This is a genomic window from Bradyrhizobium sp. USDA 4369, assembly GCF_054056435.1.
In genome coordinates, this window is the sequence record NZ_JBSRYH010000001.1 from 131,345 (window position 1) to 146,495 (window position 15,151).

Annotated in this window: 16 protein-coding genes; 3 read left to right on the forward strand and 13 right to left on the reverse strand. The window is 64.9% G+C overall.

The features are described 5' to 3' along the window. Positions 1–451 precede the first annotated feature (451 nt). The 5 genes from ACVIJ6_RS00615 to ACVIJ6_RS00635 form a co-directional block, all read right to left on the reverse strand. Positions 452–1,309 (reverse strand): IS3 family transposase, encoded by an 858-nt coding sequence (locus ACVIJ6_RS00615; RefSeq protein ID WP_456771034.1) that lies wholly within the window; start codon positions 1,307–1,309, stop codon positions 452–454. Continuing rightward, positions 1,306–1,707 (reverse strand): transposase, encoded by a 402-nt coding sequence (locus ACVIJ6_RS00620; RefSeq protein WP_456771035.1) that lies wholly within the window; start codon positions 1,705–1,707, stop codon positions 1,306–1,308. Before ACVIJ6_RS00620 ends, ACVIJ6_RS00615 begins: the two co-directional genes overlap by 4 nt. Positions 1,708–1,865: 158 nt before the next feature. Further along, a complete protein-coding gene (locus tag ACVIJ6_RS00625) occupies positions 1,866–2,249 on the reverse strand; it encodes a DUF2750 domain-containing protein (RefSeq protein WP_456771036.1) in 384 nt (127 codons plus the stop codon). A 302-nt stretch (positions 2,250–2,551) separates the two neighbouring features. Beyond that, complete coding sequence (locus ACVIJ6_RS00630; protein ID WP_456771037.1) at positions 2,552–3,709, reverse strand: serine hydrolase domain-containing protein; 1,158 nt, start codon at positions 3,707–3,709, stop codon at positions 2,552–2,554. Between the two features lie 122 nt (positions 3,710–3,831). Next, positions 3,832–4,362: a GNAT family N-acetyltransferase gene (locus ACVIJ6_RS00635; protein WP_456771038.1), complete on the reverse strand. Its 531-nt coding sequence runs from the start codon at positions 4,360–4,362 to the stop codon at positions 3,832–3,834. 265 nt (positions 4,363–4,627) lie between these two features. Here ACVIJ6_RS00635 and ACVIJ6_RS00640 point away from each other — a divergent pair, with 265 nt between their 5' ends. Beyond that, positions 4,628–5,248 carry a LysE family translocator gene (locus ACVIJ6_RS00640; RefSeq protein WP_456771039.1) on the forward strand — a complete coding sequence of 207 codons (621 nt, stop codon included), beginning with the start codon at positions 4,628–4,630 and terminating at the stop codon, positions 5,246–5,248. A gap of 52 nt (positions 5,249–5,300) precedes the next feature. On the opposite strand, the gene ACVIJ6_RS00645 is transcribed toward ACVIJ6_RS00640, so the two are convergent. Next, a complete protein-coding gene (locus tag ACVIJ6_RS00645; protein WP_456771040.1) occupies positions 5,301–6,113 on the reverse strand; it encodes a class I SAM-dependent methyltransferase in 813 nt (270 codons plus the stop codon). A 189-nt stretch (positions 6,114–6,302) separates the two neighbouring features. Here ACVIJ6_RS00645 and ACVIJ6_RS00650 point away from each other — a divergent pair, with 189 nt between their 5' ends. Then, complete coding sequence (locus tag ACVIJ6_RS00650; RefSeq protein ID WP_456771041.1) at positions 6,303–6,998, forward strand: serine O-acetyltransferase; 696 nt, start codon at positions 6,303–6,305, stop codon at positions 6,996–6,998. Here the strand turns inward: ACVIJ6_RS00650 and ACVIJ6_RS00655 are convergent. The 4 genes from ACVIJ6_RS00655 to ACVIJ6_RS00670 all read right to left on the reverse strand — a co-directional run bounded on the left by ACVIJ6_RS00655 (position 6,984) and on the right by ACVIJ6_RS00670 (position 8,915). Beyond that, positions 6,984–7,772, reverse strand: a complete 789-nt coding sequence (locus ACVIJ6_RS00655; RefSeq protein ID WP_456771042.1) for an ATP-binding protein — start codon at positions 7,770–7,772, stop codon at positions 6,984–6,986. The genes ACVIJ6_RS00650 and ACVIJ6_RS00655 overlap by 15 nt on opposite strands. A 157-nt stretch (positions 7,773–7,929) precedes the next feature. Beyond that, the gene (locus ACVIJ6_RS00660) at positions 7,930–8,082 is read right to left on the reverse strand and encodes a hypothetical protein (RefSeq protein WP_456771043.1); all 153 of its coding nucleotides are present in this window, start codon (positions 8,080–8,082) and stop codon (positions 7,930–7,932) included. Positions 8,083–8,147: 65 nt separating this feature from the next. Continuing rightward, positions 8,148–8,381, reverse strand: a complete 234-nt coding sequence (locus ACVIJ6_RS00665; protein ID WP_456771044.1) for a hypothetical protein — start codon at positions 8,379–8,381, stop codon at positions 8,148–8,150. 63 nt (positions 8,382–8,444) lie between these two features. Next, complete coding sequence (locus ACVIJ6_RS00670) at positions 8,445–8,915, reverse strand: DoxX family protein (RefSeq protein ID WP_456771045.1); 471 nt, start codon at positions 8,913–8,915, stop codon at positions 8,445–8,447. A 272-nt stretch (positions 8,916–9,187) separates the two neighbouring features. Between ACVIJ6_RS00670 and ACVIJ6_RS00675 the strand changes: the two genes are divergently transcribed. Beyond that, positions 9,188–10,591 (forward strand): amidase, encoded by a 1,404-nt coding sequence (locus tag ACVIJ6_RS00675; protein WP_456771046.1) that lies wholly within the window; start codon positions 9,188–9,190, stop codon positions 10,589–10,591. A gap of 9 nt (positions 10,592–10,600) precedes the next feature. Here the strand turns inward: ACVIJ6_RS00675 and ACVIJ6_RS00680 are convergent, their stop codons facing one another. The 3 genes from ACVIJ6_RS00680 to ACVIJ6_RS00690 all read right to left on the reverse strand — a co-directional run bounded on the left by ACVIJ6_RS00680 (position 10,601) and on the right by ACVIJ6_RS00690 (position 15,058). Further along, complete coding sequence (locus ACVIJ6_RS00680) at positions 10,601–12,286, reverse strand: response regulator (protein WP_456771047.1); 1,686 nt, start codon at positions 12,284–12,286, stop codon at positions 10,601–10,603. Then, complete coding sequence (locus tag ACVIJ6_RS00685) at positions 12,276–13,802, reverse strand: ATPase domain-containing protein (protein ID WP_456771048.1); 1,527 nt, start codon at positions 13,800–13,802, stop codon at positions 12,276–12,278. Before ACVIJ6_RS00685 ends, ACVIJ6_RS00680 begins: the two co-directional genes overlap by 11 nt. 197 nt (positions 13,803–13,999) lie before the next feature. Next, positions 14,000–15,058: a YihY/virulence factor BrkB family protein gene (locus tag ACVIJ6_RS00690; RefSeq protein ID WP_456776854.1), complete on the reverse strand. Its 1,059-nt coding sequence runs from the start codon at positions 15,056–15,058 to the stop codon at positions 14,000–14,002. Positions 15,059–15,151: the final 93 nt, after the last annotated feature.

Below are 15,151 nucleotides of genomic sequence, written 5' to 3' on the forward strand. Positions count from 1 at the left end.
AGAACTTAGCGAAAAGCACGATCGAGATGTTCCTTCTCGCGCGCAAATCGACAGCTGGCTCAAGGATAACTACAAGAAATTTAAGCCCAACATGTTCTCGTCTGGCGAGTGGTCAAATCGACACTGGCTAAAGAACGTCCACGCCCCGTCAGTTCTCAAATGCATTCTGGAGGACCTTGCTGGCCCAGGCGATCGATTAGACAAGCCAAATCATTCGAGATTCTTGACCGAATGGCTGATCACCAACAAACCCGATTCACTTCAAGAACTCTCTGAGTACGTAAATCAACTAATAGAAAGCACAAGCTAGTTCGATAAATTTAGACCATCAAAGAGGACCATCTCGACAGCTGCCTTCATGGCCTCGAAAATACGGTGACAGTGCTAGACTGGACTGCACCCCTCAAGTGAGACACGATAATCTCGGTGACAGTGCGGTTGCCACGACGTGTTATCGTGCGTTGTTTTGCGCGAACACGGCTTCGAACTCAAGAGGCGATCGATAGCCGAGTGCCGAGTGCAGGCGTTCTTTGTTGTAGACGTCCGCGATGAAGCTATCGATCCGGCGACGCGCGTCTCTGATGTCGGAGAATGTCTTGCCGTTGACCTCTTCGGCCTTGAGCGTCTTCATGAAGCTTTCAGCTTTGGCGTTGTCGAACGGGTTGCCCGGCCTGCTCATGCTGATCGTGATGTCACGATCCGCCAAGATCTGGCGATAGGCAATCGAGGCGTATTGCACGCCGCGATCGGAGTGGTGGATCAGGCTGCCGCGCTGCGGCTTGCGGGCCTCGATTGCCCTGTCCAAAGCCGCAATCGCGAGTGAGGCATCGAGCGTGTTGTCGAAGGCCCAGCCGACTGCCTTGCGCGAGAAAGCGTCGAGGATGACGGCGAGGTAGGCGAAGGTCGTGGCGAGATGGACATAGGTGATGTCCGCCACCCAGATCTGGTCAGGAGCGGACGGCACCAGGCCGCGTACGAGATTGGGGACGACGACAATGTCCCTTGGCCGCTCTGCCGGCGGCTTCAGGAATGGCGCCTTGCGCTGTGCGAGAAGATTGTCCTCGCGCATCAGCCTGAGCACCTTCTTTGCATTGACGACCATGCCTTTGCGTCGGATCGTGGCCGTCACGCGCCGATAGCCGTAGAATGGATGCTTGAGGCAAATGCGCTGGATCTGGTCGCGCAGCTCGCAATCGGCCGTCTCGCGACTGCGTTTGTTGAGATGCCGGTAGTAGGTCGCGCGTGGCAGGCCGGCCAGACTGCAGAGCCGTTGCACGTCGGCGTGGGACTCCGTTGCTTCCGATGTCATGGCTTGGATGACTTCGATGATGCGGGTGCGGGTTTGCCTTGCGCTGCCGGCCGCTCCAATGCGCGCAAGGCTTGCCGAAAAAAATCGAGATCCATCTGCTGACGGCCGACAAGCCGTTCGAGCTCGGCGATACGAGCATTTGCGCGCGTCAGCGCAGACCTTTTATCGTCATAGGTTGCTGTAGCTTTGAGCTTCCGGGGGCCGGGCTTCGGCCCCGGTCTGCGGTTCAATCCGTCGGGCCCTTGGGCCCTCCAGGCCTTGATCCAGTCGTGCAGGATCTTGCGCGATATCCCAAGCTCGCGGGCTACAGGCAGAACGCCTTCGCCTCGCTCGACACGCTTGATCGCCTTCAGCTTGTAAGCCGTCGGAAACCGACGGTTCTTCCCTCTTGCTGCCACAGGTCATCCTCGGAATGCCTGTCACCGAGATTATCGTGTCTCACTTGAGGGGTGCAGTCCAGCACTGTCACCGTAGTTTGAACTCATTGAGGCGGCGCGGTAGTCGCCGATGTAGAAACGCCCGCACGGGGCGGGCGTCGGGTCGATCGTCACCTCGATCAGTAGTTCTGCAACTCCGCCTCGAGAGCAGACTTCAGTTCATCTACCGAAGGCGTGACCCCTTTGCTCGTCGGCGTGAAGAACACACCTGGCAAGACACCATCCAACTTCAGCTTGGGTAACAGTACTTCCGTGAAGTCACTCAGGCTGATCGAACGTGGTTCGTAACCAGTCCACTCGTTGGCAGCACATACCTGCGCATATTCCTTGGCAGGCCACAGCGGGAATACGGTCGTCCCATCATCCGCCGCCGCAAGAGCCCATCCGTCTTGGTACAAGCCCCAGACTTCTTGCCAGTCGGCGATGACTTTGATGAAGTGTTCGAAGCGCTTGATGCCCGGTAACGCAAGCACCGCCTCCATTTGCTTTGGGCTCACCTTCATGGCCTGTACTCCTTAAAGGCAGAGGCCGATCAGCATTTGCTCGACCGAAGTCGTCGTACTTGTGCTGCAAACGATGGAGGTCTCGATCCTGCAAATTCGAGTAACTGTAGTGGACTAAATTCAGTAACGAAGGGGCGGATTCCAATTTGAAGTGCAACGCCCTGCTCCACCACGAACACACGACGCCGCAAGGCGTAGATGTCCGACATCAGCGGGTCTGCCGCTTTAAGTTCGACGATCGTTCTCAAGCTTCTCTCCTGATGCCAAATACTGATCAGCAGAGTCCGGCAACTCTCCGGCCCCTACTCAACGCTCGCCAATACGATCTCCCGCAAAATCCGCGTCGGCGGGATGCTTTGATCGTCGCGCTCGTAGTTGCCGGCGGTCACGGCGATGACCAGCTGCAAGGCGGGAACGATGTACAGGCGCTGGCCGCCCTCGCCTTGCGCCATCCACATCCGTTCCAGACGGCCGGCGGCCCATCCCTTGGGCTTGCCGAAGGCGACATCGAGGAGAAACCATTGATAGCCGTAGCGGCGGAACTCGTCGGCGCTGACGGCCGGCGTGGTGCAGCGGGTGATCCAATCGGCCGGGATGAGCTGCCGGCCATCCCATCGGCCGCCGGACAGCATCAGCGCGCCGATCCGGGCGAAGTCGCGTAGCGTCATGCGGGCGCCGGAGGCGGCGAAGGGCTCGCCATCTGGTCCACCGGCCCATTGCGTCGGTCCGAGGCCGAGCGGATCGAACAGATGCGCGCGGGCGAAATCGTGCAGCGACTGGCCCGACCCTTTCGCGATCAGACGGGCGAGCAGCGCCGTTGCTCCGCCGCAATAGGTCCAGTGCGTCCCCGGCGTCTCGACGACCCCGCGCGACAGGATGTAGCGGTAGCGATCGGCCGCCTGGTCCATGGCGATCTCGCTGTTGCGCGGATCGCTGTAAGGAAGGCTGCTCTCGTCCCAGTCGATGCCCATCGTCATCGTCAGCACATGCGCAACAGTGAGACGCGCGCGCTCGGGGCTTTCGAGATCAGCGTATTCCGGAAACGCCGCCAGCAGCGGCGCCTCGGGCGCCGGCACCTTGCCTTGCGCGCATGCAATCCCATAGAGCAGCGCCACGATGCTCTTCGAGCAGGAGCGCAGATCGTGCGGCGTTTCCGCCGTGAACGTCACCGTGCCGAGGTCGCCGATACCGCGCGCGCGGTCCTGGCCTTCGAAATAGCGCTCGATGATGCGCCTGCCATCCCGGAGCACGATCAGCCCATGGATGTTCCAGAGGCGCCGCTCGGCCAGCGCCTGATCGAGCCGCCGGGCAACGCCCGCGGCGAACGCGTCGCCATCAGCGGCCGAAGGGAAGTCCCATTTCTGCTGTCCAGCGACGGGAAACATCTGCGACGACACGGCCGAGGCTCCCAATCCTGACAGGACCTGACGACGATTTGGCACGACCGGAAGATCCCGCATGGCCCCGACGATCCTGCCTTGATAGCAGAAGGGAGAGATGCTGACAGCGCGCAATTCGACCTGACCCGTTACCGGGCATGGTCAGCCGCCGTGATCCGGATCGCAACGAACCGGCGGCGCGATCACCACGGCAGGCCGCACAGATCGAGCAGGCCGGCGCGCGGCGCCAGCGTGAGGTCGAACACGAAGGGGTCGATGACGCTGAACCGGATGCGTCCCTGCCGCGGCTGCTCGGCATGCACCTCGCCGTGAAACGCCCGCCAGCCGAGCTTTTCGTAGAGCGCCGCATGGCGTGGCTCGCAGAACAGCAGGCCGAAATCGACGCCATGCGTGTCCCGCATCTCGGTCACGGCACGGCGCATCATGTCACCGGCGAGGCCCTGCCCCCGGCAGTCCGGACGTGTCGCCACGTCGCCGACGCCGCAGATCCTGACGGGGCTGGTGTCGAGCGTTGCATCGCGCAGATGGAGTGCGGCATGGGCGATGATGTCGTCACGGCCGTCGAACACGAGGATGCGGCTATGCGCCTTGGCCCAGACCACCTCCTTCCACGGCAGGGCAGCCAGGACGTCCGCAGACCAGACGATGTCCAGCAGTTGGCGCGCGCGCGGCTTGCCCTGCTCGCCGCTCACGATCTCGATACGATGGCCCATGAATCGGCGCTCCGTCGTTGGATGAAGATCATACAACCAGGCATCTCCATTCACACCCATCGCCACAACTCATGAACGCACTGAAAGGCCCGGGGCGTGCGGACGTCGGTGAAGAATGCTAATAGTCGACCAAGGTGTCGCATGGGCTGCATCGCAGGGGAAGATGGATGTCTGATCTTCAGACGCTGGCGCTGCTGTCGCAGGCCTGTTTGGCACTGACGGCAGACGTTAAGCGGGCTTCGGTGCGGACGAGAAGGTCAGCAGGATGATCGAAACATGGTTCGCATTTACTGGAACGTCCGTCGTCCTCCTGGTGATCCCAGGACCAACCGTTCTGCTCGTGGTCTCCTATGCGCTCGGCCAGGGATGGCGAACGGCGTTGCCGACCGCGATAGGCGTCGCACTCGGTGACTTCACGGCCATGACGCTGTCAATGCTCGGTGTTGGCGCGCTATTGGCAACCTCGGCGATACTGTTCACCGCGCTCAAATGGATCGGGGCAGCCTATCTCGTTTGGCTCGGCATTAAGCTCTGGCAGGCCGGCGGGACATTGAACGCGGCACCTCGCACCGATCGGGCCTCCGCGCTCAAGATGTTCGGTCATGCCTGGCTCGTCACGGCGCTCAACCCGAAGAGCATCACATTCTTCGTGGCGTTCCTGCCGCAGTTTCTGAGCCCCGTCGGTGATCTGCTTCCACAATTGATCGTGTTCGAGACGACCTTTGTGGTGCTCGCCTTCGCGAACGCGATCGGATACGCGCTGATCGCATCGCGGGCTCGAGCGCTCGTGCAGAGCGCGACGGCCATCAGCATCTTCAACAAGGCGGGCGGCACGCTCCTGATCGGCGCAGGCGTCGCCGTGGCGACGCGGACGGCGCAGAACTGAGCAATGGCTGCTGTCCAGCAAAGTTGAGTGCACGGTCACCCGGAATTTGCCGTCACCGCAATCCCCCGGCACGATCGGCAGCAAGCGGGCTGGTCCGCTGAACTTGGTGGGCCAGGTAGAGATGGGTTTCATGATCCATCACGAATTCGCCTCCGAAGTCCACGATCGCCGCCGTGATGTCGGCCAGCAACGCATCGCGAACCGCGGCGGGCAGCATGCGGATATCTGAGCGGGTCGACAGGACGCTGACATAGCTCGCCGCGGAGTGCGGCTGCCTCCAGGGGTAGCAGCGGTGGACGACCGGACCGAACAGCCCGGAATTGGCGAACCAGCCCTTGAACGGTCCGCTCGGCAGGTACCAGGCTTCCGGCGGAGGCCCCCAGCGGCCGGTATGGCTGAGCGAGATCGCTCGAAAACTGCCCAGCAAAGGCGCGGGAAGTCCGACCGGAACATGCCCGAAGACCGCGAGTGAGCCGTCCGGTGACAGCATCCGTGCCGCCTTCGCGAAGCGCACCTCCGGCGCCACCCAGTGCCAGGATTGCGCCGCGATGATCAGGCGCATCCTTGCGCCATCCTCCGGCCAGGCCTCGAACGTCGACTCCCTCAGTTCGACATTGTCGAGATCAGCCAGTGTCTCACGGGCGGCGCGAATCATGTCCGGCCCGGGATCGATCGCCGTGATCCGCAGGCCCCGCGCCGCGAAACTCCGGGTTGCCTGGCCAGTGCCGCAGCCGACCTCGAGAACGGGATCGCCGGGCTTCACGCCCGCGAGCGCAATGACGTCGTCGACCAGAGCCGCGGGATAATGCGGACGCGACCGAGTGTAGAGATCGGCGACCTGATCGAAGGTGAAGCGCTGCTCCATCGCCTGCCTGCTTTGCCGAGCTTGCCAACACATCGTAGTAAAGCTGCGCATCGGGCGACACGCAAGGGATGACGGGCGAACGGCGAACATGCCCGCGGCCGGTTTGAAGCGCGCAGGAGACTTCCGGTTCAGAACCGCGGCCCGATCTGCTATGCTGCCGGCTTGCTCCGCAACGAGGGCACCAGGACCATGGCCAACACGCGCGCAATCCCCACCGAACTCTGGCCGTCGCTCCGGCGCGAGGCGCAGCTGGTGGCGGCGCGCGATCCCGCCTTTGGCCAGGCCTTGGCGGCTGCGATCCTCGATCATCCCGATCTCGGCAGCGTGGTGGCGCATCAGATCGGAACCCGCCTCGGCAAGACGGCAGCCGAGCGCGCCCGGTTTGCGTCGGTCGCACGCGAGGCCCATGCCGCGGCGCCAGCGCTCGTCGAGGCCGCGAGCCGTGATCTGGGCGCGATCGCGGCCCATGATCCGGCGACCACGGCGCTGCTGCCGCCGCTGCTGAACTACAAGGGCTACGTCGCGCTGCAGGCGTTTCGTGTCGCACACTGGCTCTGGCGCAACGAACGGTTCGACCTCGCGCTGCTGCTTCAGGCCGAGTCCTCGACGTCGCTGCAGGTGAGCATCCATCCCTCGGCGACGATCGGAACGTCGGTGTTTCTCGATCATGCCACCGGCATCGTCATCGGCGCCTTCGCCGCCATCGGCGATGACGTGACCATCCTGCAGAACGTCACGATCGGTGACTTCGCCAAGATCGGGGCTGGCGCCCTCGTCACCGCCGATGTTCCGGCCGGCTGCACCGCGGTGGGCGCGCCGGCTCGGCTGGCGAACTGTCCGCAGCAGCCGATGTCGTCCGCGGCAACGCCGCTAGACGCGAGATGATGAGAAGGACAAGACCCGCGCGATCAGCTCGTCCAGCGGCCTGGCTCCGTCCAGACGCAGCACAGGACAGGGAAGATCGCTCAGCCACGCCTCATGTTTCGCCAGGGTGCGGCTGGTGGCGGTGTCGCCCTCGTCATAGGCTGCTGCCCAGGCGACGAAGTCTTCGGTTTCACGATGCCGCGCGCCGCCCGGCGCCACCGCCTCCGCGCCGTAGCGGGTGACCTCGCGGACCCGCAAACGCTGCAGCCGAAGCTCTTTCGCGATGGTGATGAAAACGACGAGATCGAACTGCGCGATCAGCGGATCGCCCCAGCCCTGCAAGGATCCGCTCAGCACCCAGCGCGCCCGCGGCAGGAACATCTCCGTCATCAGACGCAGCCGCTCGGCGGCGGGACGCAATTCGGCATAAGGCGGTTCGGTCGGCCTCCAGATGTAGTCGTCCGTGTCGTGATGCGGGACGGCCAGCGCCGAGGCCACGGCCCGGCCGAGGGTGGTCGTGCCCGAGCCCGACGCGCCCGTGATGTGAATACGACAGCTTGTCATGTCCCCCCGACCATCGCTGCAATGGATGTCGCCATGATAGCTTTGTCTGGCAGCGATACCAATGACGAGGCCAAGAATGACGAAGCCAAGGACCGCCGCCGTGTCGGCACGGTTTGGCCGAATGAGCTCCGTATTGTCCCGAATTGTATTGTCGGACTGATCCGTCGATTGATCTCGACAGTTTTGGGATCGTGATGTCAGACGTGTCGAACACCAACCAGAGCGCTTCACGCGGCAATCAGACCGATCTGCCGCCTTGCCGCAGTTGCGGTCGTCCTGCGGGCTCCATCCGCAGCATCCTCAATCCCCGCACCGGGGAGGCGGAGCGCATGTTCAAATGTTCCGCGTGCGGAACTCTCAACTGGCTGCCACCCGGTCGCTGATCGTCTCAGGTGGTCGGACCGCCTGGAACCGAGGGAACCTGCCGGTCCTCCTCGGCCGCAAGCAACCCTTGTAGGATCCTGCGCTTCTGCTGGTCCGTTTCAGCCTCGAGCAGCTCACGGAAACGACGAATGTTCTCGTCGCGAATATAGCGTTCCATGCGGGTTGCCTCCGCCATGACGGCGGAGACAATGCGAGCAAGTGGGCCCGAGTTCAAGCTGTCAATTATTCCGGACCACGCGCTCGCGGACCATCGCCACCGCTGCTGTTGCCGGTGCGGCGCTCCGAGATGATCGCGTGCCGCTCGATGGACAGCGGCGGCAAACCGGCGATTTCGAGGGTCGACAACGCGATCTCGATCCGGTTGGCGCCTCGGATTTCGCGCGTTTGGGTCTTATCGCCGATCGGCCTGCTCGGGCCATGCAGCAAGCGGCGATGACAAACAAAACGGCCGCCCATGAGGCGGCCGTTCTGTCCAGCGCAGATGTTGTCCGCGTCAGTTCGTCATCGCAAAGCGCACCGTCACGCCGCAGCGCTGGCCTGGAGTGCGGGCACACGGGGCTTGGCCTGTGCCAGATGCACCTTCCAGGCTTCGATCGCGACCACGAACGAGGTGATCGCCCAGAACACGGGATATTCGTAGCCGCCGGTGTTCCAGGTCCAGCCGAAGCCCTTGACCACCTGCAACGCATAGACAGCGAACAACAGCAGCACAGTGGCCCCCAGCGCAGCAAAGCGCGTGCAGATCCCGAGCACCAATGCCACCCCCGCGGCGCATTCAGAGGCTGCGGCGAGCACCACCCAGACTTCCGGCGGATGAAAGCCAGCCTTGGCAAAGAAGCCGGCGGTCGCCGCCGACACCGCACCGCCGGCGAATTTTCCGGCAACATGCGGAAACAAAAACAGCCCGCAAATGATGCGAAGAATGTTCATGCCATTCGTTAAATCAAAATTATCCGCCTTGATACGGAAGTCGTCCTTGGTGAGCCACATGACTCATCTCCTTTCTGATGACGGCAATGTTCCAGAACGGAGAGCCGCTGTTGTTGCGGCATATCAAAATCGATCCGCGTTTCTTGCAGAACTGATTTGCAGCGCGCAAGGCGAGCGTTGGAGCAGCTGCAAAGCAGACCCCAGCGGTCAGCGACAGGCTGCCGTGGCCAGCGGATTCGCTATCCATGACGACGACTCGGACTTAGTGTGAGACGCTCCGCGGCTGATGCCGCGGGGCATCGCTTCGTCTGATTGCAGAGGTTCGTTTTCACATGGATATGCCGCTGTGGCGCTGGTCGGCCACGCAACTCGCTTCCGCCATCCGTAACAAGGAGATCACGAGCCGCGAGGCGGTGACGGCCTGTCTCGACCGGATCGCATCGATCAATCCCGAGCTGAATGCCGTGGTGTCGGTGCAGGCCGAGGATGCGCTCGCGGCCGCCGACCTCGCCGACCGCATGGTGGCGGCGGGTACCACGCTCGGCCCGCTGCACGGCCTGCCGGTGACGACCAAGATCAATGTCGACCAGGCGGGGCTGCCGACCACCAATGGCGTCGTCGCGTTCAAGGACAACATCGCCAAGGACGACGCGCCCGTGGTGGCCAATCTCCGCCGCGCCGGCGCGGTCATCATCGGGCGCACCAACACGCCGGCGTTCTCGATGCGCTGGTTCACCGACAACGAGCTGCATGGGCGCACGCTCAATCCATGGCGGCCCGACCGCACGCCGGGCGGCTCGAGCGGCGGCGCGGCGGTGGCCGCGGCCACCGGCATGTGCGCCATCGCCCATGGCAATGACGGCGGCGGCTCGATCCGCTATCCGGCCTACTGCACCGGCACCGTCGGCCTGCGCCCGTCCTTCGGCCGCGTCCCCGCCTTCAACGGCACCGCGCCGAGCGAGCGGCAATTGTCGCTGCAGCTGATCTCGGTGCAGGGCGCGATCACGCGCAATGTCGCCGACGCGCGGCTCGCGCTCGCGGCGATGGCCGCACCCGATCCGCGCGATCCCTGGCACGTGGCGATGCCGCTGGACGGGCCGCGCCGCGATCATCCCGGGGTCGCCGTCTGTCTCGATCCCGCCGGGGTCGGCATCGCGCCGGAGGTCGAGGCCGCCGTGCGCAAGGCGGCGGCGATCCTGCATCGCGCCGGTTACGAGGTGAGCTGGCGCGATCCGCCGGACGTCGCCGCGGCCGCCAAGGCGTGGAATGATTTCGCGCAAGGCGAGGCGCGCCTGACGCTGTCGGCGCAGATCGAGCAGCATGGCGACGCGCTGGCGCGGCGCGCCTTCGCGTTGATGATGAATCGCACGCCGGAGCTCGACGTCCCCTCGCTGATGCAGTTGTCGGCGGCGCGGGCGACCTATCTGCGGCGCTGGCAGTCGTTCATGCAGGAACATCCGCTGCTGCTGTGTCCGGTGGCGATGGAGACCGCCCTGCCCTATGGCGTCGACGTCGAGAGCGAGGCCAGCGTCGACCGGCTGTATCGCTCGCATGTGTTCCTGTTCGCGACCGCCTATCTCGGGCTGCCCTCGATCAGCGTGCCGACCGGCGTGCATGAGGGCATTCCGATCGGCGTCCAGATCGTCGGTCCGCGCTTCCGCGAGGACCTCGTGCTGGATGCCGCCACCGCGGTCGAACACGCCGCCGCCGAGGCCCCACCCCTGCTGTCGTCGTGAGCCGCAGGCTCAGCTGCCCGTGCCAGACCAGACGGTCTCGGCCTTGGCGGCATCGAGGGCCGCAGCCAGCTCGTCGATCCGGTAGGGCTTCGACAGGATCCTGACGCCCGCCTCCTTGGCGGCGTGCACTGCGGCGCCCGAATAACCGCTGGTCAGCAGAATCGGCACGTCACCGCGCCGCTTCTGGATCTCGCGGGCGAGCTCGACGCCGTTCATGCCGCCGGGCATCATGACGTCGGAGAACACCAGGTCGACCGCGCGTCCGTCGGCGAGCGCGGCGGCAGCGCTGGATGCGCGGGTCACCTCATAGCCCAGCTGGCGCAGCATCTCGCTGACCAGCGCAGCCACCTCGTCATCGTCCTCGACCAGCAGGATCCGGCCCTCGTCGCGATGCCGGAGTCTCGGCCGGCGCAGGTCGACGAGATGGTGCTGACGGCCGGATGCGGCGTGCTCCGAGCGCGGGAGATACAGGGCGATCGCGGTCCCCCGACCGACCTCCGAGTCGATGCACACCGAGCCGCGCGACTGCTTGGCAAAGCCATAGACCTGGGCCAGCCCGAGCCCGCTGCCTTTGCCAATATCCTTGGTCGTGAAGAACGGCTCGAAGACGCGAAGGCGGACGTCGTCGGTCATGCCGGTGCCGGTGTCGACCACCGACAGGCGGACATAGTCGCCCGCGACCTCGTCATCCTTCCAATTCGGCAGGTTCTCGCCGCGGACCACGATGGTGCCGCCGGTCGGCATCGCATCGCGCGCGTTGACGGCGAGATTGAGCACGACGAGTTCGAGCTCGCCGGGATCGACCTCGACCGGCCAGAGCGTGTCGGGAAAATCGAACATCACATGGACGTCGCCGCGCAGGCTGCGATCGAGCAGCTCGCGCATGCCGCCGATCTGGCGGGCGATGTCGACCGGTTCGGGCCGCAGCTCCTGCCGGCGCGAGAAGGCGAGCAATTGCCGGGTCAGGCTGGCGCCGCGCTGCGCCGCCTGGATCATGCCGTCCATGAGACGCCGCCGCCGCGCGGGATCGGCCTGGCGGTCGAGCATGTCGAGGCCGCCGGAGATCACCATCAGGAGATTGTTGAAATCATGCGCGACGCCGCCCGTCAGCCGGCCGATCGCCTCGATCTTCTGCGCCTGGCGCAGCGTCTCCTCGACGCGCGCCCGCTCCGCCATCTCGACGCGGAGCTGCTCGTTGGATTCGGCCAGCGCGCGCGTCCGCTCCACCACCAGCCGTTCGAGCTGCTGCGCCGTCTGCTCGCGCGCCTCGATCAGCGTGCGGATCTCGTATTGGCGGCGCCGCGCCCGCAAAGCGGACTGCACGGCGCTCATCAGCGTGATCGGCTGGATCGGCCGTTCGAGCAGCGAAACGTTGCGCAGCTCGGCGACGAGGCTGCGCCGCCACGCGACCACCGCCGGCTGCTCGCGGTGGCTCGTCAGGACGATGAAGGGCAGGTCGGACCAGGCGGCCTGCCGCGCGACCCATTGCGTGAGCCCGGCCGTGTCCTTGGCAAACAGCCCCTCTTCCGCCACCACGACCGCACCGACCCCGGCGCTCAATTCATCGACCATCTCGGCGAGCGAGGCGCAGACCCGGGTTGCGAGCTTCGTACTCCGCAGCAGCTCCGCGGACGCCGGACCGTCGCGCCCGATCGGAGCGAAGACGAGCACACGCTGATCCCGCTCAATGCTCATCTCGCGTGCCCCGCTCAGGGAGGACGCTGCCCGCATAATGCGGGTTGCCCGTGAAGATCCCGCTGAACTCGGTGAGCGGCGGCCCAAGCGAGAGGCCCGCGCCGCTCAACCGGAACTCGCGGATCGTATGTTCGTGATGCCCGCTCCGTTTCTTGACCACGGACAGCGCGCGGCGGACGGTCCCCGCCACCTCGAAATAGCGCAACATCAGCACGGCGTCGCTGAGATAGCTGATGTCCAGCGGCGTATCCATCGGCCCGACCAGGCCGTGTTGCGCGAGCACGAGGATGGTCAACACGCCCTGCTGGGCAAGATAGCTCAGCAGCTCGTGCATCTGCAGGATCAGGAAGCGCTCATCCGGCATCGCATTGAGATAGCCGTTGAGGCTGTCGATGATGATGATACGCGCATTGTCGTGCTCGACGCTGCGCCGGACGATCGCGCCGAACTCGCCCGGTGACAGCTCGGCCGGATCGACCTGCTGGAAACGGATCAGCCCCGAATCCAGGTGCCGCTGCAGCGGCAGGCCGAGCGTGCGTGCGCGCGCTTCCACGGTGCCGCGGCCCTCGTCGAACGCGAAGAACACCGCGTGCTCGCCACGCTCGGCCGCCGCGATCGCGTAGCTCAGCGCGACCGACGATTTGCCGACACCGGCCGCGCCGATCAGCAACGCATTGGTGCCGCGCTCCAGCCCCCCGCCCAGCAGCTGATCGAGCTCTGCATTGCCGCTGGAGGTGAATTCGCCCTGGAACGAGCGGTGATGCTCCGAGGCGACGAAGCGGGGAAAGATCCGCAGGCCGCCTTCGCTGATCGTGAAATCGTGGAAGCCGCCGCGGAACGAGATGCCGCGCATCTTGATCACGCGCAGGCGACGGCGTTCGGCGCCATATTCGATCGCAAGCTGCTCCAGGATAACGACGCCATGCGCCACCGAATGCAGCTGCAGATCGTCCTGCGACGACGACAGGTCGTCGAGCAGTATGACCGTGCAGTTGCGCTTGGCGAAGAAATGTTTCAGCGCCAGCACCTGGCGACGATAGCGCAGCGGGCTCTGCGCCAGCAGGCGGAGCTCGGACAGGCTGTCGATCACGATGCGGGCCGGGTTGATGCGCTCGACCTCCCTGAACATCAGGCCGGTGGTCTCGCTGAGCTCGACCTCGGCGGGATGGAACACGGTGAGCTCCCGCTCCGGATCGAGCGTGGTCTCCGGCGGCACCAGCTCGAACATGTCGACGCCGTCGAGCGACCAGCCGTGACGCTGGGCCACGACCTCCAGCTCACGCTTGGTCTCGGACAGGGTAATGTACAGCACGCGTTCGCCGAGGCTCTTGCCCTTGAGCAGGAACTGCAGCGCGATGGTGGTCTTGCCGGTGCCCGGCCGTCCCTCGTAGAGATAGAGCCGATTGGCGTCCAAGCCGCCGCCGAGGATGTCGTCCAGACCCTCACTGCCGGTGGAGACGCGTGCGCTCATCCTGGCCTCACCGCCGTGTTGGCTGCCTCTCAGCTCCTCGGTCATTCGAACACTCCGTCGTCAGCACGAGACGCGCCATCGGTCGCCACCGCGGAGATCGCTTCGCGCGACGCCCCCGCGCTCCCCGCACAAGGAACACGGCCGATCCGTTTCAGGTTCCGGAGGAACCGCGTTGCACCGCCATGACGGTCGCGCATCCCTGACACTTGGCGGGGGTCGGCCGGCTCGTACGCGGGCTTGGCTCAGGTGGAGTGACCGACCGTATCGGCCATGGTGGCGCCGCGTGCGCCGAGCGGCTTCTCCAGGCCCGTGGTGGTATCGCGCAGGGTCTGATGCTCCAGCTCGGCGTCGAGCTCGCCGCCGATCAGGATCACGATGGCCGAGATCCAGATCCAGGTCATGAAGCCGATCGCCGCGCCGAGCGAGCCGTAGGTGGCGTTGAAGCTGCCGAAATGCGCCGCATACCAGGAGAACAGCGCCGATCCGCCGAGCCAGAGCGCCGCCGCCAGCGCGCTGCCCCAGCTGATCCAGCGCCATTTCGGCTCCTCGCGATCCGGCCCGTAGCGGTAGATCAGGGCCAGCCCGAGCGACACGCAGACGAAGATCACGGGCCAGCGGCCGATGCGCAGCAGCAGACCGGCCGCCTCCGACAGGCCGACATATTGCAGCGCGACCGGGACTACGACGATCGCGCCGATCGCCGCCAGCGCGAACAGGATCGCACCGCCGGTGAACAGCAGCGAGATCGCGTTGAGCTTGATGAAGCCGCGCGTCTCCGGCTCGCGATAGACCACGTTGAGCGTGTCGAACAGCGACTTCATGGCGGCATTCGCGCTCCACAATGAAATCGCCAGGCTGACCCCGAATGTCAGACCGAGGGCCTGGCTGCCTTTTGCGGAAACCCGCGTGAGCTGATCACGCGCAATATCGATGGCGCCGCCCGGCAGCAGACCCTGCAACTGCTCCAGATGTCCGGTGATTCTTGCCGGATCGGAAAACAGGCCATAGATCGCGACCAGCGCCGCCAGCGCCGGAAAGATGGCGAGCAGCGTGTAGAACGTCATCCCCGCCGCCAGCGCCACGATCCTGTGCGCGGTGATGTTCTGATAGACCCGATACAGCACGTCCTTCCACCCCCGCGCCGGGATCTCGGACAGCGCTTCGGCCAGCCGGCCTCGGCCGTCCTCCGATGCGGTGCTCGATCTCTGGTCCCTGATCTGTTCGGAACGCTGCTCGAAATACTGGATCAGAAACGCCAGGCCGAGCAGCGCAAGCATTCCTCCGGTGCTCGGTCCGCGCATGCCGAACACACTCGGCGTCTCCTGATGTGCTTTCGGGGACTTCTTCGATCGACCGAACATGGGAGCATCCGCTGTTGCCGGGTGGAGCAACCG